General features: G+C 68.7%; 20 protein-coding genes. 7 read left to right on the top strand and 13 right to left on the bottom strand.

What is annotated here, in order from left to right; all coding sequences use genetic code 11:
- The first annotated feature begins 309 nt into the window (after positions 1-309).
- Genes KBY96_RS14765 through KBY96_RS14755 form a run of 3 tightly spaced genes read left to right on the top strand, consistent with a single transcriptional unit; the run spans position 310 to position 2,426 of the window.
- Positions 310-462, top strand: a complete 153-nt coding sequence (locus KBY96_RS14765; RefSeq protein ID WP_254980291.1) for a hypothetical protein — start codon at positions 310-312, stop codon at positions 460-462.
- Positions 434-811, top strand: a complete 378-nt coding sequence (locus tag KBY96_RS14760; protein ID WP_254980290.1) for a hypothetical protein — start codon at positions 434-436, stop codon at positions 809-811. Before KBY96_RS14765 ends, KBY96_RS14760 begins: the two co-directional genes overlap by 29 nt.
- Positions 812-845: 34 nt before the next feature.
- Positions 846-2,426: a photosystem II high light acclimation radical SAM protein gene (locus tag KBY96_RS14755; RefSeq protein WP_254980289.1), complete on the top strand. Its 1,581-nt coding sequence runs from the start codon at positions 846-848 to the stop codon at positions 2,424-2,426.
- Here KBY96_RS14755 and KBY96_RS14750 read toward each other — a convergent pair.
- From KBY96_RS14750 to KBY96_RS14740, 3 genes are read right to left on the bottom strand one after another with little or no spacing between them, the layout of a single operon-like run.
- Positions 2,348-3,238 (bottom strand): CPBP family intramembrane glutamic endopeptidase, encoded by an 891-nt coding sequence (locus tag KBY96_RS14750; RefSeq protein ID WP_254980288.1) that lies wholly within the window; start codon positions 3,236-3,238, stop codon positions 2,348-2,350. The two genes, KBY96_RS14755 and KBY96_RS14750, sit on opposite strands and share 79 nt — an antisense overlap.
- Positions 3,235-3,561: an ATP-dependent Clp protease adapter ClpS gene (gene clpS / locus KBY96_RS14745; protein WP_254980287.1), complete on the bottom strand. Its 327-nt coding sequence runs from the start codon at positions 3,559-3,561 to the stop codon at positions 3,235-3,237. Before clpS ends, KBY96_RS14750 begins: the two co-directional genes overlap by 4 nt.
- Positions 3,562-3,589: 28 nt before the next feature.
- Positions 3,590-4,816, bottom strand: a complete 1,227-nt coding sequence (locus KBY96_RS14740; protein ID WP_254980286.1) for an LL-diaminopimelate aminotransferase — start codon at positions 4,814-4,816, stop codon at positions 3,590-3,592.
- Positions 4,817-4,914: 98 nt separating this feature from the next.
- Here KBY96_RS14740 and KBY96_RS14735 point away from each other — a divergent pair, with 98 nt between their 5' ends.
- The 3 genes from KBY96_RS14735 (at position 4,915) to KBY96_RS14725 (ending at position 10,612) form a co-directional block, all read left to right on the top strand.
- On the top strand, positions 4,915-7,587 hold the full coding sequence (locus tag KBY96_RS14735; protein ID WP_254980285.1) for a TIGR03960 family B12-binding radical SAM protein: 2,673 nt from the start codon (positions 4,915-4,917) through the stop codon (positions 7,585-7,587).
- Between the two features lie 391 nt (positions 7,588-7,978).
- Positions 7,979-9,940, top strand: a complete 1,962-nt coding sequence (locus tag KBY96_RS14730) for an Rne/Rng family ribonuclease (protein WP_254980284.1) — start codon at positions 7,979-7,981, stop codon at positions 9,938-9,940.
- A gap of 27 nt (positions 9,941-9,967) precedes the next feature.
- The gene (locus KBY96_RS14725; RefSeq protein ID WP_261358503.1) at positions 9,968-10,612 is read left to right on the top strand and encodes a ribonuclease HII; all 645 of its coding nucleotides are present in this window, start codon (positions 9,968-9,970) and stop codon (positions 10,610-10,612) included.
- Here KBY96_RS14725 and KBY96_RS14720 read toward each other — a convergent pair.
- A complete protein-coding gene (locus KBY96_RS14720; protein ID WP_254980282.1) occupies positions 10,551-11,063 on the bottom strand; it encodes a DUF1997 domain-containing protein in 513 nt (170 codons plus the stop codon). The genes KBY96_RS14725 and KBY96_RS14720 overlap by 62 nt on opposite strands.
- Positions 11,064-11,145: 82 nt before the next feature.
- Between KBY96_RS14720 and pheA the strand changes: the two genes are divergently transcribed.
- A complete protein-coding gene (gene pheA, locus KBY96_RS14715; RefSeq protein WP_254980281.1) occupies positions 11,146-11,985 on the top strand; it encodes a prephenate dehydratase in 840 nt (279 codons plus the stop codon).
- Here pheA and KBY96_RS14710 read toward each other — a convergent pair.
- The 9 genes from KBY96_RS14710 to KBY96_RS14670 all read right to left on the bottom strand — a co-directional run bounded on the left by KBY96_RS14710 (position 11,961) and on the right by KBY96_RS14670 (position 20,733).
- The gene (locus KBY96_RS14710) at positions 11,961-12,950 is read right to left on the bottom strand and encodes a methyltransferase domain-containing protein (protein WP_254980280.1); all 990 of its coding nucleotides are present in this window, start codon (positions 12,948-12,950) and stop codon (positions 11,961-11,963) included. The two genes, pheA and KBY96_RS14710, sit on opposite strands and share 25 nt — an antisense overlap.
- Positions 12,951-12,979: 29 nt before the next feature.
- Positions 12,980-13,627, bottom strand: coding sequence for an LON peptidase substrate-binding domain-containing protein (locus KBY96_RS14705; protein WP_254980279.1), 648 nt, complete (start codon positions 13,625-13,627; stop codon positions 12,980-12,982).
- 59 nt (positions 13,628-13,686) lie between these two features.
- A complete protein-coding gene (gene rpsJ / locus KBY96_RS14700) occupies positions 13,687-14,007 on the bottom strand; it encodes a 30S ribosomal protein S10 (protein ID WP_254968869.1) in 321 nt (106 codons plus the stop codon).
- Positions 14,008-14,125: 118 nt separating this feature from the next.
- Positions 14,126-15,325 carry an elongation factor Tu gene (gene tuf, locus KBY96_RS14695; protein WP_254980278.1) on the bottom strand — a complete coding sequence of 400 codons (1,200 nt, stop codon included), beginning with the start codon at positions 15,323-15,325 and terminating at the stop codon, positions 14,126-14,128.
- Between the two features lie 40 nt (positions 15,326-15,365).
- Positions 15,366-17,441 (bottom strand): elongation factor G, encoded by a 2,076-nt coding sequence (gene fusA, locus KBY96_RS14690; RefSeq protein WP_254980277.1) that lies wholly within the window; start codon positions 17,439-17,441, stop codon positions 15,366-15,368.
- 80 nt (positions 17,442-17,521) lie between these two features.
- A complete protein-coding gene (rpsG, locus tag KBY96_RS14685; protein WP_254980276.1) occupies positions 17,522-17,992 on the bottom strand; it encodes a 30S ribosomal protein S7 in 471 nt (156 codons plus the stop codon).
- A gap of 71 nt (positions 17,993-18,063) precedes the next feature.
- Entirely contained in the window at positions 18,064-18,438 is a 375-nt protein-coding gene (rpsL, locus tag KBY96_RS14680) for a 30S ribosomal protein S12 (RefSeq protein WP_254980275.1), read from the bottom strand.
- 75 nt (positions 18,439-18,513) lie between these two features.
- Positions 18,514-18,870: an AIR synthase gene (locus KBY96_RS14675; protein ID WP_254980274.1), complete on the bottom strand. Its 357-nt coding sequence runs from the start codon at positions 18,868-18,870 to the stop codon at positions 18,514-18,516.
- A 60-nt stretch (positions 18,871-18,930) separates the two neighbouring features.
- Positions 18,931-20,733, bottom strand: a complete 1,803-nt coding sequence (locus KBY96_RS14670; protein ID WP_254980273.1) for a phosphodiester glycosidase family protein — start codon at positions 20,731-20,733, stop codon at positions 18,931-18,933.
- Positions 20,734-20,995 lie beyond the last annotated feature (262 nt).

Genomic DNA, 20,995 nt, shown 5'->3' with positions numbered 1-20,995 from the left:
TGTTGGCGCCGGAGCGCTGCTGGAGAGTGGTGGTCATGAGAACGGTTGGTGGTTGTTGAACTCCGGCGCGGCAGCAGCGCAACGCGCAGCATGCAGGGCTGGAGGGGACGTAAGACGGAACCCCGTCGAAGCGGAATGTAACACAACGTTGCGGGGTTTGTGAAGGGGGGTTGCGGGGCGGGGCCCGTTCCGCCGTCATCACCTGGAGTCCCAGCTTCACGCTGGTGCCCGCCAGAGCCTGCTTCAACGCCTGACGCGCTGCGCGATGGCGAACTGCCTACGGGATCCAGGGGGCGGCCCCGGTGGTTCGTGCGCCTGCGGCAGCTCAGTGCCCTGGCCCTGGCCGCCGGGCGCCTGGCCTACACCAATGCCGGGCTGCTGTCGCTGTCTGAAATGGCCTGCCTGGGTCGGCTCAACCCCTCGCTGGGGGCTGATGCTGGAGGGTCTGGGGCCGGCCGATGACGCCCTGCATCGGCACGCTCCGAGCAAAAAACTGGCCGTGCGCCTGCAGCAACTGAAGCAGGCGGGACGCCTGGGGATTCCGTTCACCACGGGGTTGCTGCTGGGGGTGGGTGAAAGCGCAGCCAAGCAGCGCGATGCCCTCCTATGGATCGCCTTGCTGCAGGGGCGATGGGATCAATCCCGCCTACCCCCAGCCCCCCCCCCAGGCCAGCTCACCAACCTGCTGGCTCGCCAGGGTTGGGGGTTGCGGCCCCGCCTGTGTGTCCACGAACGCTGGATGTCCTGGCTGCCGTTGCCGCTGCGCCGCCGGGCTGCGGCCATGGCCCAGGCGCTGCTGGCATCTGGTTAGCGTCCGGCCACGTCCTGATTCCAGCTCAAGAACCGTGAGCGCCGAGAGCGACCACCGGGTGCTGCTGGTGCGGCTTCCCTGCAACCCAATCTTTCCGATCGGCCCGATCTATCTGGCCGACCATCTGCACAAGCAGTTTCCCCAGCTGCCCCAGCGCCTCCTGGATCTGGCGGCCGTGCCGGTGCTCGACGTGCACCGTGTGCTGCGCCACACCGTGGATGCCTTCCGGCCCACCCTGCTGGTGTTCTCCTGGCGCGACATCCAGATCTATGCGCCGGTGGACGGCCGCAGCGGCAACCCCCTGCAGCATTCCTTCGAGGTGTTCTACGCCGGCAATCCGCTCAAGCGCCTGCGCGGTGCTCTCGGTGGCCTGGGTCTGATGTCGGCCTTCTACGGGGAGCTCCGTCGCAACCTGCGGTTGGTGCGCCAGGGGCTGAAGCGGGCCCGCCGCCACCACCCCGATGCCCGGGCGGTGATCGGCGGCGGCGCGGTGAGCGTGTTCTACGAACAGCTGGGCAGCAAGCTGCCTCGGGGCACGGTGGTGTCGGTGGGGGAGGGGGAGCCGCTGCTGGAAAAGCTGATCCGCGGCCAGTCGATCGCCGGCGAACGCTGCTTCGTGGCCGGTGCAGCGCCGCGCCAGGGGCTGATCCACGAGCAGCCGGCGGGACTGGAGAAAACCGCCTGCGACTACGACTACATCTCCAGTGTGTGGCCCCAGCTGGAGTGGTATCTCGAGGGCGGCGACTTCTACGTGGGCGTGCAGACCAAGCGCGGCTGTCCCCACAACTGCTGCTATTGCGTGTACACCGTGGTGGAGGGCAAGGCGGTGCGGGTGAACCCCGTGGAGGAGGTGATCGCCGAGATGCGCCAGCTGTATGCGCGTGGCGTCCGCGGCTTCTGGTTCACCGACGCCCAGTTCATCCCGGCCCGCCGCTACATCGAGGACGCCAAGGCCCTGCTGCGGGCGATCCTGGCCGAGGGCTGGCGGGATATCCGCTGGGCCGCCTACATCCGCGCCGACAACCTCGATGCCGAGCTCGCAGAGCTGATGGTGGCCACAGGTATGGAGTATTTCGAGATCGGCATCACCTCGGGATCCCAGGAACTCGTGCGCAAGATGCGCATGGGCTACAACCTGCGCACCGTGCTGGAGAGCTGCCGGCTGCTGGCCCGGGCCGGCTTCCGCCACCACGTGTCGGTGAACTACTCGTTCAACGTCATCGACGAGCGGCCCGAGACCATCCGCCAGACCGTGGCCTACCACCGGGAGCTGGAGTGCATCTTCGGGGCCGACAAGGTGGAGCCGGCGATCTTCTTCATCGGCCTGCAGCCCCACACCCACCTGGAGCAGTACGGCTTCGAGCAGGGCCTGATAAAGCCCGGCTACAACCCGATGAGCATGATGCCGTGGGCGGCGCGCAAGACCCTCTGGAACCCAGAGCCCATGGGCAGCACCTTCGGCCGCATCTGCCTGGAGGCCTTTGATCGCAACGCCGACGACTTCGGCCGCACCGTGATGGATTTGCTGGAGCGCGACTACGGCCTTGCTCCGCTCGACGAGGCATTGCACGCCCCGGTTGAGGGGCGCCGGGCCCTGGCCAAGGCCGTGCGCTGAGCGATCACCAGAGCGGCCAGGGCGATCAACCCGCTCAGCCCACCGATCGGGTTCACATCCCCGCTGCCCGGTCCCACCCACCAGCCTGGGGCCTGCGGGGCGATCGCCACCAGCCCGTGCTGAACCACGAACCAGCCGCCCACCAGGCCGCCGTGCAGCCCGATGGCACCCCACAGGGAGCCCGCCCCCAACCGCCGTTCGTTGGCCAGGGCCAGCCCCAGCAGGGCCAGCCCGCCCAGCAGCGCCAGCGCCAGCAGCCCCGGCGCCCGGAACCAGGGGTGCACCAGCGCAAAGATCAGGGCCTGCAGCAGCAGGGCCCGGCGGCCGCCTCCCCCCAGCTGCAGCTCACCCCACAGCCAGCCGCGGAACAGCAGCTCCTCGGCAAACCCCACGCCAAGGCCGAGCACCAGCCCATTGGCGGCCACGGCCCCATCCACCGGCCCCAGCCAGCGGGCCTGGCCGCTGAGCAACAGGCCAGCCGTGAGCAACAGCAGCAGCAGGACGGCGACCGCCAGCCCCCGCAGCCCACTGCTGATGGCCAGGGTGCTGGGCACCGCCAGGCCCAGCTGCCGCCAGGGATGGCGGTGGCCCCAGCAGCGTCGGATTCGCCATGGCAGGGTGGCCAGGAGAAGCAGCAGGGTCACCACCAGACCGGCCAGATCCACCTGATCAGGGCGCAACGGCGGAGCCAGCAGCGTCAGCGGCCTCGCCAGCAGCCAGCCCGCAGCCAGCAGCAGGGGGACATACAGGAGTGTGCTGAGCCAGTGGGGACTGGCGCCGGCGGGGGCGACTCCGCCGGCGTCGGCCGTCAAGTCTCCGGCTCCAGGGTGCTGGTGAGCCCCTTGGCCTTGAGCGTTTCGCAGTAGAACTCGGCCGGCTCCAAGTCACACACGATCACCAGCCCCACCCCGGTGTTGTGGGCTTCGAGCATCACGGCGATGGCGTCCTGCTCACTCAGGGCCGGCACCACCTGGCGCAGGGTGGTGACCACGTACTCCATGCTGTTCACAGGGTCGTTGTGGAGCAGCACCTTGTAGCGGGGCGAGGGTTTGCGCACCCGCTGCGGTGCCTTCTCCATCACAGCAGCGCCGCCCTCGCGGCTCGGAGTCTGGGTGGCTGTGGGGGATTGGGTCATGGCCACAGCTGAGATGACAGCGCTTCCATTAAAGGGCGCGGACGCGGCGCATGGCCTCCTCCACGTTGGCGCGGCTGTTGAAGGCCGAGAGACGGAAGTAGCCCTCGCCGGCGGCGCCGAAGCCGCTGCCGGGGGTGCCCACCACGTGGGCCTGGCTGAGCAGCAGGTCGAAGAAGCCCCAGGAATCCACCCCGGCGGGGGTTTTGATCCACACGTACGGGGCCTGTTCACCGCCATACACCGTGAGCCCGGCGGCGCTCAGCTCGCGGCGGATGATCGACGCGTTCTCCATGTAGAAGGCCACCAGATCCTTCACCTGGGCCTGACCCTCGGGGGAATACACCGCCTCGGCGCCGCGCTGCACGATGTAGCTCACGCCGTTGAACTTGGTGCACTGGCGGCGGTTCCACAACCCCCACAGCTCCACCGCCTCACCGTCTGCGGCGGTGCCCATCAGGCCCCGGGGCACCACGGTGAGGGCGCAGCGGGTGCCGGTGAAGCCGGCGTTCTTGGAAAACGAGCGGAACTCGATGGCGCACTCCCGCGCCCCCTCGATCTCATAGATGGAGTGGGGCAGCTCGGGGTCCTGGATGAAGGCCTCGTAGGCGGCGTCGAACAGGATCAGGGCGCTGTGGACCCGGGCGTAGTCCACCCAGGCCTGCAGCTGCTCCCGGGTGGCCACCGCGCCGGTGGGATTGTTGGGGAAGCAGAGGTAGATCAGGTCCACCTTCTCGCTGGGGATCTGGGCGGTGAAGCCGTTGTCTGCGTTGATCGGCAGGTAGGTGAGGCCGCCGTACTGGCCGGCGTCATCGGCGTCGCCGGTGCGGCCCGCCATCACGTTGCTGTCCACATACACCGGATACACCGGGTCGGTCACGGCGATGCGGTTGTCCGGTCCGAGGATGTCGAGGATGTTGGCGCTGTCGCACTTGGAGCCATCCGACACGAAGATCTCCTCGGCGGAGATCTGGCAGCCGCGGGCCTGGAAATCGTGTTTGGCGATCGCTTCGCGCAGCCAGAGGTAGCCCTGCTCGGGGCCGTAGCCGTGGAAGCCCTCGCGGGTGCCCATCTCGTCGATGGCGGCCTTCATCGCCTGGCGGCAGGCCTGGGGCAGCGGTTCGGTCACATCGCCGATGCCCAGGCGGATGATCGGGGCATCGGCGTTCGCCTCGCTGAAGGCCTTGACGCGGCGCGCGATCTCGGGGAACAGATAGCCCGCCTTGAGCTTGAGGTAGTTGCCGTTGACCTGAACCACTGCGGCGCGCGCAAATCGTGGCGGCATCCTGCTACGGCGCCTGGCTGGCCCGGGGCTGGTGGGGCTGCATACCATCGGGGCAAGCCCCTGGCCCTCCCGTGACCGTCGCCCCCGTGGATTTCGATGCCCTGGTGGACCTGGGCATCAGCAAGCCGGCCCGCTACCTGGGCAACGAGCTGGGGGTGCCACTGCGTGACTGGGAGGCCGAGTGGCCGGGGGCCGGGGTGCGCTGGGCCCTCACCTATCCCGAGGTCTACGAGGTGGGGGCGAGCAACAGCGGCCACATCATCCTCTATTCCATTCTCAACAGCGTTCCCGGCCAGCTGTGCGACCGCAGCTACCTGCCGGGGCCCGATCTGTCCGCTCGGCTGCGCGAGCGCGAAGCTCCCCTGTTCGCCGTGGAGAGCCGCCGCCCCCTGGCCGCCTTCGACATCCTCGGCTTCTCCCTCAGCTACGAGCTGGGCGGCACCAACATCCTGGAGATGCTGGAGCTGGCCGACATTCCCCTGCGCGCGGCCGAACGCGGCGACCTGCCCCTGGCCCACCCCGCGGCGCCGCCGCTGATCTTCGCCGGCGGCCCCACCGCCACCAGCAACCCCGAGCCCTTTGCCGCCTTCTTCGACTTCATCGCCCTCGGCGACGGCGAGGAGCTGCTGCCGGAGATCGGCCTGGTGGTGGCTGAGGCCAGGGCTGCCGGCCAGAGCAGGCGCGAGCTGCTGCGCGATCTGGCCCAGGTGCCCGGGGTGTACGTGCCGGCGCTCTACGGCCCCGGCGCCGATGGGGTGAGCATCGAGCCCCTGGAGTCCGGCCTGCCGGCGCGGATTCAGCGCCGCACCGCCACGCCCATGCCCCACTACGCCATGGGGCTGGTGCCGCATATCGAAACCGTGCACGACCGGCTCACGGTGGAGATCCGCCGCGGTTGCACCCGCGGCTGCCGCTTCTGCCAGCCCGGCATGCTCACCCGCCCCGCCCGTGACGTGGAGCCCGAGGCGGTGGTGGACGCGGTGGAGGAGGGCATGCGCCGCACCGGCTACAGCGATTTCTCGCTGCTCTCGCTCAGCTGCTCCGACTACCTGGCCCTGCCGGCTGTGGGGGTGGAGCTGCGCAACCGGCTCGCTGACAAAAACGTGAGCCTCACCCTGCCCAGCCAGCGGGTGGACCGCTTCGACAGCAACATCGCCCACATCCTGGGTGGCACCCGCAAGGGCGGCCTCACCTTCGCCCCGGAGGCCGGCACCCAGCGTCTGCGCGACATCGTGAACAAGGGCCTCACCGACGCCGAGCTGCTGGCCGGCATCCGCACGGCCATGGAGAACGGCTATCGCAAGGTGAAGCTCTACTTCATGATCGGCCTGCCCGGCGAAACCGACGCCGACGTGCTCGGCATCGCCGACACCTGCCGCAGCCTGCAGCAGCAATGCCGAGATCTGGGGCGCCTGGAGCTGAATCTCACGATCAGCAACTTCACCCCCAAGCCCCACACCCCCTTTCAGTGGCACAGCGTGTCCACCGAAGAGTTGCGGCGGCGCCAGCAACTGCTGCGCGGTGCCCTGCGCCAGCTGCGCGGCCTCAAAACGAACAGCACCGATGTGCGCCTCTCGGCGATCGAAGACTTCATCGGCCGCGGCGACCGTCGCCTGGCGCCCGTGATCGAGGCCGCCTGGCGCGCCGGGGCCGGTCTGGACGCCTGGTTTGAATCGGCCGAGCGCAGCTATGCCGCCTGGACCGGGGCCATCGAGGCCGCCGGGCTGGGCGGCCGCTACCGCCAGCTGGAGCTGGGCGCCTGGAGCGCGGCCGAGGCCATGGAGGCGACGGATCTCGAGGCCTTCTGCCGCCAGAGCCTGCCCTGGGATCACATCGATGCGGGGCTCGACAAGCGCTGGCTGGCGGAGGATCTGCAGCGGGCCCTGGCGGCCGTGGTGGTGCCCGACTGCTCCTTCGACGGCTGCAGCAACTGTGGCGTCTGCGGCCCGGAGCTGGGCCACAACGTGGTGATCCCGCCGCCGCCGATCCCGGCGGCTCTGCCCCGGCGGGCTCCGGCCAGCGAGCGGGTGTGCCGGCTGCGATTCGGCTTCGCCAAAATCGGTTCCCTGGCTCTGATCAGCCATCTCGACACCCTGCGGATGCTGGAGCGCAGCCTGCGCCGCAGTGGATTGCCGGTGAGTTACAGCGGCGGCTTCCACCCCCTGCCGCGGCTGCAGCTGGCCCTGCCCCTGCCCTTGGGGGTGGAGGGTGAGGGCGAGTGGCTGGACCTGGAGTTCACGGAAACCCTCGATCCGGGCGCCGCCCGCGCCCGGCTGCAGCGCGAGCTGCCGCCGGAGTTCCAGCTGCTCTCGGCGGCGGTGGTGCCCAGCTTCGGGCCCAGCCTCTCCCAGGACCTGGCGGCGGCTCACTGGTGTTTCGAGCTGCGGGCCGGGGCCCCGTTGCCAGTGCCCAGCCCGTCAGCCTGGCGCCAGGCGGTGGCCGCGCTGCTGGCCGCCGGCAGCCTGATCTGGCAGGACACCGACAAGAAAGGGCGGCCCCGCCAGCGCGAGTGCCGGCCGGCCCTCTTGGATCTGCGCCTGCTTCACAGCGAGGGTGTCGCCGCCGAAGCCCTGCCCCACGTGCAGCTGGCCCTGGCGGCGGCGGTGGATGGGGCAGGCCGCAGCCTCAGGCCCGATCAGCTCGCCCACTGGCTGGGCAGCGAGCTGGGGCGGCCTCTGCACTGCGCTCGCCAGCGCCGCACCGCTCTGCTGCTGGAGTCAAGAACGCCGGTGCCTGCGTGTTAACCTCCGCAGTAGGTGACACCGCTGTCTGCCGCAAGCTTTTCGCCGCCCCGCGCAGCGCCACAAGCTCCCCCCGCGCCACCAGCACCCGGTGGTTCTCCTCAGGGTGATGCCCCAGGGCCATCCCAGCGAGCGTTCCACCCGTCCAGCTTCACCCCCTTCGGCTCCGGGTTCCGCCACGGTCTCCATCCCGTTGTTGGACTCCAGCGCTGCGTCGGTGAGCCATCCGTTGCCACAACCCCTGCCTTTGGTGCTGATCCGGTCGCGGACCGCTGCGTCAGGCCCCGCTAGAGCTGCAGCAGCCCTTCGCTGCCTACCCCCCAACCCCTCCCCATCTGGTTTCTGCGGCCGCCGTACTGAGGGCCGGGTTGCGGATGGTCCATTCACCTAACCCATGCCCCAGCAGATCGTCATTGCCGAGCAACTGCGGATCGCCGCAGTTCTCAAGGATGAACGTGTTGATGAACTGATTGTTGCCCAGGGTCGTTACCAGATCGGTGACGTGTATCTGGGCACCGTTGAGAACGTGCTACCCGGCATCGATGCCGCCTTTGTCAATATCGGCGAGAGCGAGAAGAACGGGTTTATTCATATCACCGACCTCGGTCCTCTGCGCCTCAAGAAGGGTGGAGCCGGCATCACTGAACTGCTCGAGCCGAAGCAGAAGGTGCTGGTGCAGGTGATGAAGGAGCCCACCGGCACCAAGGGGCCCCGGCTCACGGGCAACCTGGCCCTGCCCGGACGCTTTCTGGTGCTGCAGCCCCATGGCCAGGGGGTGACCATCTCCAGGCGCATCGATGGCGAGCATGAGCGCAACCGTCTGCGTGCCCTCGGGGTGCTGATCAAGCCCCCCGCCGCCGGCCTGTTGGTGCGCACCGAGGCCGAGGGGGTGCCCGAAGACCAGCTGATCGACGACCTCGAGGCGCTGCTGCGCCAGTGGGAGGCGATCCAGACGGCCGCCGAATCGGCGTCCCCGCCGGTGCTGCTGAATCGCGACGAAGACTTCATCCACCGGGTGCTGCGTGACCTGTACACCCCCGAGGTTCAGCGCGTGGTGGTGGATACCCCCGGTGCGGTGGCACGGGCCAACGCCTTCCTCGGGGTCGACCACGCCAACGTGCTGGTGGAGGCCCACGGGGAGCCTGCCGAAATCCTCGAGCACTACCGGGTGAATGCCACCATCCGCGACGCACTCAAGCCCAGGGTGGACCTGCCTTCGGGTGGTTACGTGATCATCGAGCCCACCGAGGCCCTCACCGTCATCGACGTCAACTCCGGCTCCTTCACCCGCTCCGCCAACGCCCGCGAGACGGTGCTGTGGACCAACTGTGAGGCGGCCGTGGAGATCGCCCGCCAGCTGAAGCTGCGCAACATCGGCGGTGTGGTGATCGTGGATTTCATCGATATGGACTCCCGCCGCGACCAGTTGCAGTTCCTGGAGCACTTCACCCAGGCCCTGCGCGACGACACCTCCAAGCCCCAGATCGCCCAGATCACCGAGCTCGGCCTGGTGGAGCTCACCCGCAAGCGCCAGGGGCAGAACATCTATGAGCTCTTCGGCCGTGCCTGCCCCACCTGCGGCGGCCTGGGCCACGTGGCTGTGCTGCCCGGCACCGATACCCTCCAGCCCCTGGCCAGCACGGCCGGGCTGGTGCGCTCGGCCGCCTCCGCCCGGGCCGGGGTGCAGGCTCCCGGCGCCGACACCGAGCCGGGCTCGTCCGGTCGCCGTCGCCGCGGCGGCCGCGGCCGCACCGGGGCCGCGCTGACGGCCGATCTCCCTGCGGCCCCCCAGGCCCTGGTGGGCGATGGGGCTGTTCCCTTCGATCACGAGGCCCCGGCGGCTGCGGAGACTGCCGGCAGCCCTGCCGGCGGCGGTCGCTTCGAACCGGAGCTGGTGGCGGTTCCCATGGATGCCGAGCAGGAGGAGGTCTACGGCTGGCTGGGGCTGAACCCCACCCTGCTGCTGGAGACCCCCCCCAGCAGCGAGAACGCCGTGGTGCGGGTGATTCGTCCGGATGCCGATCCCGACGCCGTGCTGGACGACGCCCGCCGCGAGCTGGTGGCCAGCGGTTCCCGGCGTCGCCGGGGCCGCGGCGGACGCGGCAGCGTTGATGCACCGGCGCGGGCCACGGTTTCGGAGATCACGGCTTCCGAGATCACGGTTTCCGACAGCCCGGCCCCGGTGGAGATCACGCCGTTGCCCCTGCGGCTCCAGCCGGAACCCGTGGTCACGGTCTCGGTGTCCACCCGCGACCCCGAACCGGTTGCGGAAGCCCCTGCTCCGGGCCTGGAGGCTCCCGCTGAGGACAGCGACCAGCCCCGTCGGCGCCGCCGCCGCTCCTCGGCCTCCCGCTGAGCGGGCGCGGTGGCGGCTGACCCCTGGTTGGGGCGTGAACCGGACCATTGCGCCGGTGTCGATGAGGTGGGTCGGGGTTGCCTGTTCGGGCCGGTGTTCGCCGCGGCGGTGGTGTTGCCGGCCGTGGCGGTGGCTCCCCTGCTCCGCCGTGGCCTCGGCGACAGCAAGGCGCTCACGGCCCGCCGCCGTGCCGCCCTGGTGCCGGAGATCCGCCAGCGCTGCCGCGCCTGGGCCCTGGGCCAGGCCACGGCCGCGGAGGTCGATCGCCTCGGCATCCGGGCGGCCACCGAGCGCGCCATGCTTCGTGCCCTGCACAAACTGTCCGCCGCGCCGGAGCTGTTGATCGTGGATGGGGTGCTGCCCCTGCGGGGCTGGGATGGCTCCCAGGCCACCCTCGTGCGGGGCGATCAACGCTGCCCGGCGATCGCCGCCGCCAGTGTGCTGGCCAAGCAGGCCCGCGATCAGCTCGTGCGCGAGCTGGCTGGGCGCTACCCGGGCTATGGCCTTGAGCGCCACGTGGGCTACGGCACGGCCCAGCACCGCCAGGCCCTGCTGGAGTTGGGTGTGACCCCCCTGCATCGACGCAGCTTCCTGCGTCGTCTGCCTGGGCTCACTCCTGGCGGCACCAGCGCTGGAAGTCCTCCACCACCTGCTGGCCCACCCGGGCCTTGATGCCCAGCAGGATGCCGGAGAGCATGGAGCGGCCGGTGGTCTCCAGCACCCGGGGGGGAATGAGCTTCAGCAGGGGCGGCTGACTCACCTGCACGCTCAGGCTGGCTTCGCCTTCCAGTCCCTGTTCGCCGGCCTCCAGCCAGGAGTTCAGGGTGAGTTGAAAGTCATCCACCAGCCCCAGGCCATCCAGTTGGCAGTCGAGCGCCTCCAGCTCCAGCCGTCCGGGGCTGGGATGGGTGCGCAGCTCCACCACAGGCTGAATCTGCAGCTGGAACACCTGCAGCCGCGTCACGGTGTAGGTGTAGTGCTGGGGCGCAAGCCGCTCCAGCTGGGTGGCATTGAGCATGGCCTGCAGCACCCGCTCCTCTTCGTTCAGGTAGTGAACCAGGCGATCGCTCTGGTGGCGGATCGGCAGTTTGAGCTGCTGCGTGGCGCTGAACGCGAGGGGCATGGGCTGCGGCCCGGCGCGTCATGATCCTATCGACCCGCGTTCGGGTCTCTGTCCAGCCCAGCCGTCCAGCCCCGCAGTGTTGATGCGCATCGCCTTCCTCGGCCCCGTTGGTACCTATGGAGAGCAGGCGGCGCTGCAGTTGATGCAGCTCGAGGCTCTCGACGGTGCCGAGCTGGTGCCCCAGCTGGGCATCCGCGCTGTGATCCAGGCCCTGGCAGGCGGCGACTGTGAGGCTGCGGTAGTGCCGGTGGAGAACTCCGTGGAGGGCGGGGTGACGGCCTGCCTCGATGCGCTCTGGGAACATCCCGATCTGGCCATCGCCCACGCCCTGGTGCTGCCCATTCGCCACGCCCTGCTGGGCAGTGGGTCGCTCGAGGGCATCAGCGAGGTGCTCTCCCATCCCCAGGCCCTGGCCCAGTGCAGTCAGTGGCTGGCGGAGCATCTGCCGGATGCCCTGCAGCTGCCCACCAGCTCCACGGCTGCCGCCGCCCGTATGGTGGCCGGCAGCCGCTTCCGAGCCGCGATCGCCTCCCGCCAGGCTGGCGTTGAGCACGGTCTCGCCGAGCTGGCCTATCCGATCAACGATGCGGCCGGCAACTGCACCCGCTTCCTGCTGCTGCGGCGGGGCCCCCGTGGCCGCAACGGCCCGCTGGCCAGCCTGGCCTTCTCGCTGCGCTCGAACCAGCCCGGCGCCCTGCTGCGAGCCCTGGCCTGTTTTGCCCACCGCCAGCTCAACATGAGCCGGATCGAATCGCGCCCGTCGAAGCGCGAGCTGGGCGAGTACATCTTCTTTGTGGATCTGGAGCTGCCCCCGCAATCCCAGAGCCCTGCAGCCGCCCTGGCTGCCGCGCTCGAGGAGCTCGAGCCCCTCTGCGAGCACCTCACCCTGTTCGGTGCCTACCCGCTCACCAACCTGGCCTGAGGGACGCTCTTGCGGCCACGGAAGACGCCGAACTGCATCAGCCCGGTGGCGAAGGCCCAGTGCATCAGCAGGATCGTGGGAGTTTCGCGCAGGCCCTGGAGCACAGCCCGGGGACCCAGCCCGAGCACGGCGCCGGGGCGGCGCACCCCCTCAAGGATCGAATCGATCCAGGAGGGCAGGGTGGCGGCTGTCCAGTCGGCGGTCTCCAGCGTCAGCCCGTCGGCCCAGGGGCTGGAGCTGAGGTTGCTGCGCAGCGAATGGATGCTGGCGAACTCGGGATGGGCCCACTGCTCCAGCAGCTGACGCATCACCCAGCGCTCCCGCCTGGTCATGGCGCCATCGGCGGGATCGCGCCGATTCCAGTCGGCCACCGCCAGTCGGCCACCGGGCCGCAGCACCCGCAGCAGCTCATCGGCGTAGCGCTGTTTGTCGGGCATGTGAGGGGAAGCCTCCACGCTCCACACCCCATCGAAGCTGCCATCGGGCAGATCGAGGGCCAGGGCATCCATCACGGCAAAGCGGCAGTGGCCCAGATCGGCAGGGGTGAGGGTTCGGGCGCGGTCGATCTGGGCCGCACTGATGCTGATGCCGAGCACCTCCAGCCCGTAATCCCGCGCCAGGATGCGGGCGCTGCCGCCGATGCCGCAGCCCACATCGAGCACCCTGGCGCCGCGGGGCAGTTGATCCAGGCCGCTCCAGCGCACCAGTTCATGCACGAAGGCCACTTTGGCCTGGCGAAAATCCACGGCACCGGGGCGGGCCGGGGGATCGCCGTAGTGGCCCAGGTGGATGTGATCACCCCAGAGGCGCTCAAGCAGCCGGTCTTCGGTCCAGCGGTCGTAGGCGGCCGCCACGCTGCTGCTGTCGGTGTAGCGACGGTTGCGGCGCAACCAAAGGGCTGTGCCGATCACGGCTGCACCCAGGGTGGTGAGGCCAGCGGCCAGGGGCCAGCTCACGGGGGTCATGGGGAGTGGGCAGGTCGCCGGGCAGAGGCCTACTGGGGCTGGAAGGTGTCTTTCAGCACGGTGCGAGCCGCGAGCTGACGGCGGGTGTGATCAAGAAGCTGGAATTCCTGGCGCAGGCGTTCGCCCGTGTCGGTGACCTCCAGCAGGGCCTGCTGCTGATCGGCCACCGGCCCACCCAGGTGGGCGCCGATCCAGAACGAGAGCTCCCGGGGAAGATCCGGGAGGTCGCTGGGAAGCTGGGCCGGTTTCCCCACCAGCTTGGCGGTGAGCTCCACCACATCCTGAAGGGCCTGTCGCACCTCAGTGGCAAGGGTGCCCAGATCGCTGGACGCCGTTGGGGTCTCATCCTCGATCCAGCTCACCAGGGCGACCCGGAACGGGGCGTCGCGCACGATGTCCAGCACCCGGAAGCGCTGCTGGCCCATGGTCACGATGTTGCTGCGGTCGTCCTCCTGGGTCTGGGAGTGAATCACTTCGGCGCAGCAGCCCACATCGGCCATGCGGCGCTTCTGCGGGTCCCAGCGCACCACCCCGAAGCGTCGATCCTCCGCCATCACAGTGCGCAGGAGCATGCGGTAACGCGGCTCGAAAATATGGAGTGGCAGCACTTCCTGGGGGAAGAGCACCACGTCCGGCAGGGGAAACAGGGGCAGCTCCCTGACGGCCAGTTCTGCCATGGCTTGTTCAGGAAGTGCCCCCTGATCCTAGGGAGATGGCCTCAGGCGGCGCGGCCTGTTCAGAGCTTCACCTCAATGTCCACGCCGCTGGGCAGGTCCAGCTTCATCAGCGCGTCGATGGTCTTGGCCGAGGGGCTGTAGATGTCGATGATGCGGCGGTGGGTGCGGGTCTCGAAGTGCTCGCGGGAGTCCTTGTCCACATGGGGAGAGCGCAGCACGCAGTAGATCTTGCGCTTGGTGGGCAGGGGAATCGGTCCGATCGCGGTTGCGGCGGTGTGATCGGCCGTTTCGATGATCTTGTCGCAGGAGAGATCCAGCATGCGGCGATCAAACGCCTTCAGGCGGATGCGGATCTTCTGCTGGGCGATGGTGGCGGACATTGCAGGATTGGGGCGGAGCTGTGGAGCGTTTACAGCTTCCACAGGCGGGCGAAGTTGTCGAGGTGCTGGGCTGGTCGGTTGGTGCTGGGGGGGCGGGAAGCCCCCCTCCGACCCTGGATCAGGCGATGATCTTGGAGACCACGCCGGCGCCGATGGTGCGGCCGCCCTCGCGGATGGCGAAGCGCATGCCCTGCTCGATGGCCACGGGGCAGATCAGCTCACCGGTCATCTTGATGCGGTCGCCCGGCATCACCATCTCCACATTGGCGCCGTCGTCAGAGGTGAAGGCGGTGATCTGGCCGGTCACGTCGGTGGTGCGGATGTAGAACTGAGGCCGATAGCCGGCGAAGAAGGGGGTGTGACGGCCGCCCTCCTCCTTCTTGAGCACGTACACCTCACCCTCGAACTTGGTGTGGGGGGTGATGGAGCCGGGCTTCACCAGCACCATGCCGCGCTCGATGTCCTCCTTCTGGATGCCGCGGAGCAGCAGACCGACGTTGTCACCGGCCATGCCCTCATCGAGGAGCTTGCGGAACATCTCCACACCGGTCACGGTGGACTTGCGGGTGTCCCGGATTCCCACGATCTCGATCTCCTCGCCTACCTTCACCTTGCCGCGCTCGATCCGGCCGGTGGCCACGGTGCCGCGACCGGTGATGGAGAACACGTCCTCCACGGCCATCAGGAAGGGTTTGTCCACTTCCCGCTCGGGCTCGGGGATCGATTCGTCCACAGCCGCCATCAGCTCGTCGATCTTGGCTTCCCAATCGGCTGCGCCCTCCAGGGCCTTGAGACCGGACACCTGGATCACGGGGATGTCATCGCCCGGGAAGTCGTAGCTGCTGAGCAGCTCGCGAACTTCCAGCTCCACGAGTTCGAGGATCTCCTCGTCGTCGACCATGTCGCACTTGTTGAGGGCCACCACCAGGGCGGGCACGCCCACCTGCTTGGCCAGTAGGATGTGCTCCTTGGTCTGGGCCATGGGCCCGTCGGTGGCGGCCACCACCAGGATCGCGCCGTCCATCTGGGCGGCACCGGTGATCATGTTCTTCACATAGTCCGCGTGACCAGGACAGTCCACGTGGGCGTAGTGCCGGTTGTCGGTTTCGTACTCGACGTGGGCGGTGTTGATGGTGATGCCGCGCTCACGCTCCTCCGGGGCGCCATCGATCTGGTCGTAGGCCTGAGCCTTCGCCTGGCCTTTCTTGGCCAGCACGTGGGTGATGGCGGCAGTGAGGGTGGTCTTGCCGTGGTCAACGTGGCCGATAGTGCCGATGTTGACGTGGGGTTTGTTCCTTTCGAACTTCTCGCGAGCCATTGGAGGAAAGAATCGGGGGGGGTAGAAAGTGGGTGAAAGATCAGGACTTGCCCTGATTCTTGGAGATGATGGCCTCGGCCACATTGCGAGGAACTTCCTCGTAATGGCTGAACTCCATCGAGAAGATACCCCGACCCTGGGTCATGGATCGGAGCTGGGTGGCGTAGCCGAACATTTCGGCCAGGGGCACTTTGGACTGGACCTTGGAGAGCCCGTCGTCCATAGACTGACCTTCAACCTGGCCGCGGCGGGATGAGAGGTCGCCGATGACCGAGCCCAGGAAGTCCTCGGGCACCTCAACCTCCACCTTCATCATCGGCTCAAGCAGTACGGGATTGCACTTCTTGACGCCGTCCTTGAAGGCCATGGAGCCGGCGATCTTGAACGCCATCTCAGAAGAGTCGACGTCGTGGTAGGAGCCGTCGACCATGGTGACCTTCACATCGATCATCGGATAACCCGCGACCACGCCGGATTCGCAGGTTTCCTTCATGCCATTTTCGGCAGGACCGATGTATTCCTTGGGCACAATGCCGCCAACAATCTTGTTGACGAATTCGAATCCGGAACCCGGTTCACCGGGTTCCATTTCGATCACCACGTGGCCGTACTGGCCCTTGCCACCGGTCTGGCGGGCGAACTTGCCCTCGCCCTTGGCGCTCCCGCGAATGGTTTCTCGGTAGGACACCTGAGGGGCGCCGATGTTGGCTTCCACCTTGAACTCGCGCAGCATCCGGTCCACCAGGATTTCCAGATGCAGTTCGCCCATCCCGGCGATCACGGTCTGGCTGGTCTCCGGATCGGTGGACACCCGGAAGGTGGGATCTTCTTCGGAGAGAGATTGAAGAGCCTTGGAGAGCTTTTCCATGTCGCCCTTGGTTTTGGGCTCCACGGCCACTGAGATCACCGGCTCGGGGATGTACAGCGATTCCAGAACGATTGGCTCGCTGTCGGTGCAGAGGGTATCGCCGGTGGTGGTGTCCTTGAGGCCCAGCACGGCTCCCAGATCGCCGGCCCGCAGCTCATCCACCTCCTCGCGCTCATCGGCCTTGAGCACGATCAGGCGGGAAATGCGTTCCTTCTTGTCCTTGGTGGAGTTGAGCACGTAGCTGCCCTTCTGCAGCACACCCGAGTAGATGCGCACGAAGGTGAGCTTGCCGAAGGGATCGGCCATCACCTTGAAGGCCAGGGCGCTGAACGGGGCGCTGTCGTCGGAGGCGCGCAGCGCTTCGCTGCCATCGGGCAGCAGACCCTGAATCGGCGGCACATCCACCGGGGCGGGGAGGTAGTCGACCACGGCGTCAAGCAGCAGCTGGACCCCTTTGTTCTTGAAGGCCGACCCGCAGAGCATGGGCACCAGCCCGTGGCGCAGAACGCCGGTGCGGATGCCCTTCCGGAGCTGCTCCTCGCTGAGCTCACCGTTGTCGAGGAAGGCCTCCACGAGGTCTTCATCGGTTTCGGCCACCGACTCCATCAGCTTGGTGCGCCACTCGGCCACCGTCTCGGCCATATCCGCAGGCACCTCGCTTTCCTCGATCTCCTGGCCGAGGTCGTCCTTGTAGATGTAGGCCTTGTTCTTCACCAGATCGATGATCCCGATCAGATCACCTTCAGCGCCGATCGGCAGCTGAATGGGGGCGGCTTTGGCCTTGAGGCGGTCCTTGATCTGGCCGTACACCTTGAGGAAGTCGGCGCCGGTGCGGTCCATCTTGTTGACGAACACCATGCGCGGCACCTTGTAGCGGTCAGCCTGGCGCCACACCGTTTCCGACTGAGGCTGCACGCCACCGACGGCGCAGAACACGGCGATCACGCCATCGAGCACACGCATCGAGCGCTCCACCTCGATGGTGAAGTCGACGTGGCCGGGGGTGTCGATGATGTTGATGCGGTGATCATTCCAGCTGGTGGAGATCGCCGCGGCGGTGATCGTGATGCCCCGCTCGCGCTCCTGGGCCATCCAATCGGTGACGGCTGCGCCGTCGTGAACTTCGCCCATCTTGTGGACGACCCCTGAATAGAAGAGGATACGCTCGGTAGTGGTGGTTTTGCCCGCGTCAATGTGAGCGGCGATGCCGATATTTCTGACGCGTTCCAGTGGAAAGGCGCGGGCCACAGGTGTGATCTCCGAAGGGTCTACAGATGGGTGAGGATCACTCTAGTGATCAGCCCCCTAGGGGCGAGTTGAGGCGGGTCTCAGTAGCGGTAGTGAGCAAAGGCCTTGTTGGCCTCGGCCATCTTGTGGGTCTCTTCCCGCTTGCGTACGGCACTGCCGGCCTCGTTGGCGGCATCCATCAGCTCGCCGGCGAGCTTCTGGGCCATGCTGCGGCCATTGCGGCCCCGCGAGAAGTTCACCAGCCAGCGCAGCGCCATGGCGGTGCCACGCTCCTGGCGCACTTCCATCGGCACCTGGTAGGTGGCGCCGCCCACCCGCCGTGCCTTCACCGCCACTAGGGGGGTGGCATTGCGCACGGCCGTCTCGAACAATTCGAGGGGATCCGTGCCGGTGCGTTCGTTGATCAGGGTGAAGGCATCCGAGAGGATCCGCTGAGCAGTGGATTTCTTGCCGTGCTTCATCAGCCGGGCAACCATCATGGAGGCCAGGCGGCTGTTGAACTGCGGGTCGGGCAGAACCGGGCGCTTGACGGCGGCGTTGCGGCGGGACATGGGGGCGAGGTGAAGGAGCTGGTGAGGGAGTCAGGGGGTGATTCAGGGCCTCAGGCCCAAAGGCCTGGTCTTCAGTCTTTGGGCGTCTTGGCGCCGTATTTGGAGCGGGCCTGGCGGCGGTCCTTGACGCCGGCGGTGTCGAGCGTGCCGCGGATGATGTGATAGCGCACACCGGGCAGATCCTTCACCCGGCCACCGCGGATCAGTACCACCGAGTGCTCCTGGAGGTTGTGGCCGATGCCGGGGATGTAGGCGGTGACCTCAAAGCCGGAGGTCAGCCGCACACGGGCCACCTTGCGCAGGGCCGAGTTGGGCTTCTTCGGGGTGGAGGTGTACACGCGGGTGCACACACCTCGGCGTTCGGGGCAGGCCCGCAGCGCCGGCGACTTGGTCTTGCGGGTCAGTCGCTGACGCTCGGTACGGATGAGCTGCTGAATAGTGGGCATCGAGGGCCGGAAGTTCGGGGGCCGGGAACGAAACGACTGGGCGGACGTTCCGACCTCAATCGACAATCCGTCACCTTACCGGGTCGCCCGACCCCTTCCCAGCAGCGGGCTGAAGGCCGCCCCGCAGGCACAGGTTCGTACCCCCTCGGCGCTGCGCACCAGGAATCCGCCGCCGCTCAGATCGCCGCGGTAATCCAGGCTCAACCCTGCGAGCAACGCCGTCTGCTCGAGCGGGGCATGGAGGGTCACGCCGTCGGCCCGGGCGATCGGCACACCGGCCAGGTGGCCGGGCCGCAGCCGGATCGTCCACTGCTCGCAGCCCCCCTCCACCAGATCCACGTGCATCAGGCCTGGGGTGCCGGCCACGGCCGCCTGGCGCCCCAGTTCGGCGGCGGCGGCGCTGGTGAGTCGCAGGCTGTGGCCCTTGGGCATTGCGGGGCTGCGGCAGCGGCAGCGGGCATCTGAGGGTCTCACTGTGGCAGCCACCGCGGATCAGGGCACCAGGCCCACGCCGTTGTGGACGCTGCCCACCACGCCGCGTCCCTTCACCTGCAGGCTGCCTCCCATCACCAGGCCCGTGGAGCTGCCGCCATCGAGGTTGAGGGCGTCCCGCAGGCCCAACTGCAGCAGGATCTGGGCCGTCTGCGTCAGGGTCGGCCCCGGAGTGCCATCCCCCTCCAGGGTGATCAGCCACACCTCCCGCCCGTCGCTGGCCAGCACGGTGCGCGGTGCCCCCTGGGTCATGAAGCTGGCGGCGAAACTCTCGGCGCTGCCGTTGAGCACCGTGCGCCCGCCCTCCAGGAGCAGCGGCCCGCCGCCGATCACCTGCTGGGCTTCGCCCAGCGGCGAGCTGGGGCGGCTGCTCAGGGTGAGCCGCTCGCCCTGGCTCCAGGGCATCACGGTGCCTCCCCGGCCCACGAGCAGGGTGTCGCCTTGGCGCAGCGGCACGCCCCGCTCCAGGTCGGGGGCCGCGAACTGCTGCACCACGGTGTCGTTGCGCAGCAGCAGGGCCGTTTCGTTGCCGCTCAGGGCCTGGTAGGCATGCCCCCAGTCGGGGGTGTAGCGGCTGATTCCGCGCTGCACGAAGCCGCTGTTCACCACCACCAGCGGCAGGCGACGGCCGTCGCTGCCCGCCACCCACTCCTCCAGGCTGAGACGCCCGAAGCGGGGCAGCTCGCGGCCGCTCCAGGCGGCCACCCCCCGGTTGAGGATCGGCCCCGACAGCCAGCGCCCATCGCGCTTGAGCGCGCCCAGCGGCAGGCGCCGCACCCGGTTGAAGTAACCCCCGTTGATCGCCACCAGTGCCTGGTTCTGCTGGGCCAGCTGGGTGAGGGTACCCAGGCCGGTCATGCCCCCCGGCCGCACGAGCGGCACCAGCTGCAGGGGGCCATTGGCGGGCTCCACGCGCACGGCATTGATGCGCATCCCATCGCGGCCCATGCGGTCCCAGCGCACGCCCCGGCCCAGCAGGGCCTGCAGCCGCGGATCGATCGGCGCCGGGGCCGCCGGGGCAGTGGCCGGCGCGCCGGCGGGCAGGTCGATCACCACCCGGGAGGGTTCGCCGAGGGTGAACACCCGGCTCGGGGCCGCACCGCCGGTGCGCAGGGCGAGCCCGCGGCTGTCGCTTCTGGCGGCCAGGCCCAGGCCCTGCAGCTCCCGCAGCCGGGCGGCATCGCCCCGGATGCCCAGCAGCAGTTCTCCGGCTCCGGTCTCCACCAGCGCCGGCCCGCTGAGGTCGAGCACCACCCGGCGGATCCCCACCTGGGTGGAGCTGCGCACCCCCACCAGCGTGGTCACCGGCAGATCGAGGCGCAGCCGTCCGTCGTCGGCCCCGAGCCCCACCCCCACGGCCTGCAGCAGTGGCAGGGCATCGATGGCCACCTCGTCGTCGAGGGCCTGTTGCTGGTCAGGCGGCACCTTCAGGGGGCGCCCGAACCACTCCAGATCCAGGGTGCCGTCGCTGAGGCTGCGGCTGCTCACCCCCAGCTGGTTCTGCAGCACTTCCAGCGGCAGCCACACCTGGCTGGGCGCACTCTCGGCGCCGATCCAGCGCCAGCGCGCCTGTTGGGCGCGGCCGTTCACCAGCACCGTGGCACCCTCTCGCGTCTCTGGCGCCGCCGGGGTGGGGCTGCTGCGCCGCACCGCCGGCGGCATCCGCGGGGCGGCCAAAGCGGCGTCATTCAGCAGGGGTGACACCAGGGCGAGGGCCACCAGGCTGAGGGCGCCGATAGCGGCCGGAGCGCGGCGGCAGCTGGCCTGGTGGGGTGCGTGTGCCGTTGGTCCTGAGCTGGTCATGGCCTGCAGCCTCACGGTCCGCCGTTGGCCGCAGACCTTAAACGTGGCCCCAGGGCTGCGCCTGACTAGGATTACCAGCTCATCAGGTGCATGCATCCCCGGAGGCAGGCGGCATCGGCCCAGCACCGGCTCGACCGGCCACCCGCCGAGGGCCCGCCGCCAAGCCGCCGCAGGCCCACCGCCAAGCCGCCAACGGCCCCCAGCCCCTGGAGACCCCCCCGGGGCCGCTCGTGCCCCTGTCCACCGCTACGACACTCGCCGG

The organism is Cyanobium sp. ATX 6A2 (assembly GCF_024346355.1).
GTDB lineage: Bacteria > Cyanobacteriota > Cyanobacteriia > PCC-6307 > Cyanobiaceae > NIES-981.
This window is presented reverse-complemented; position numbering and strand designations above follow the sequence as displayed.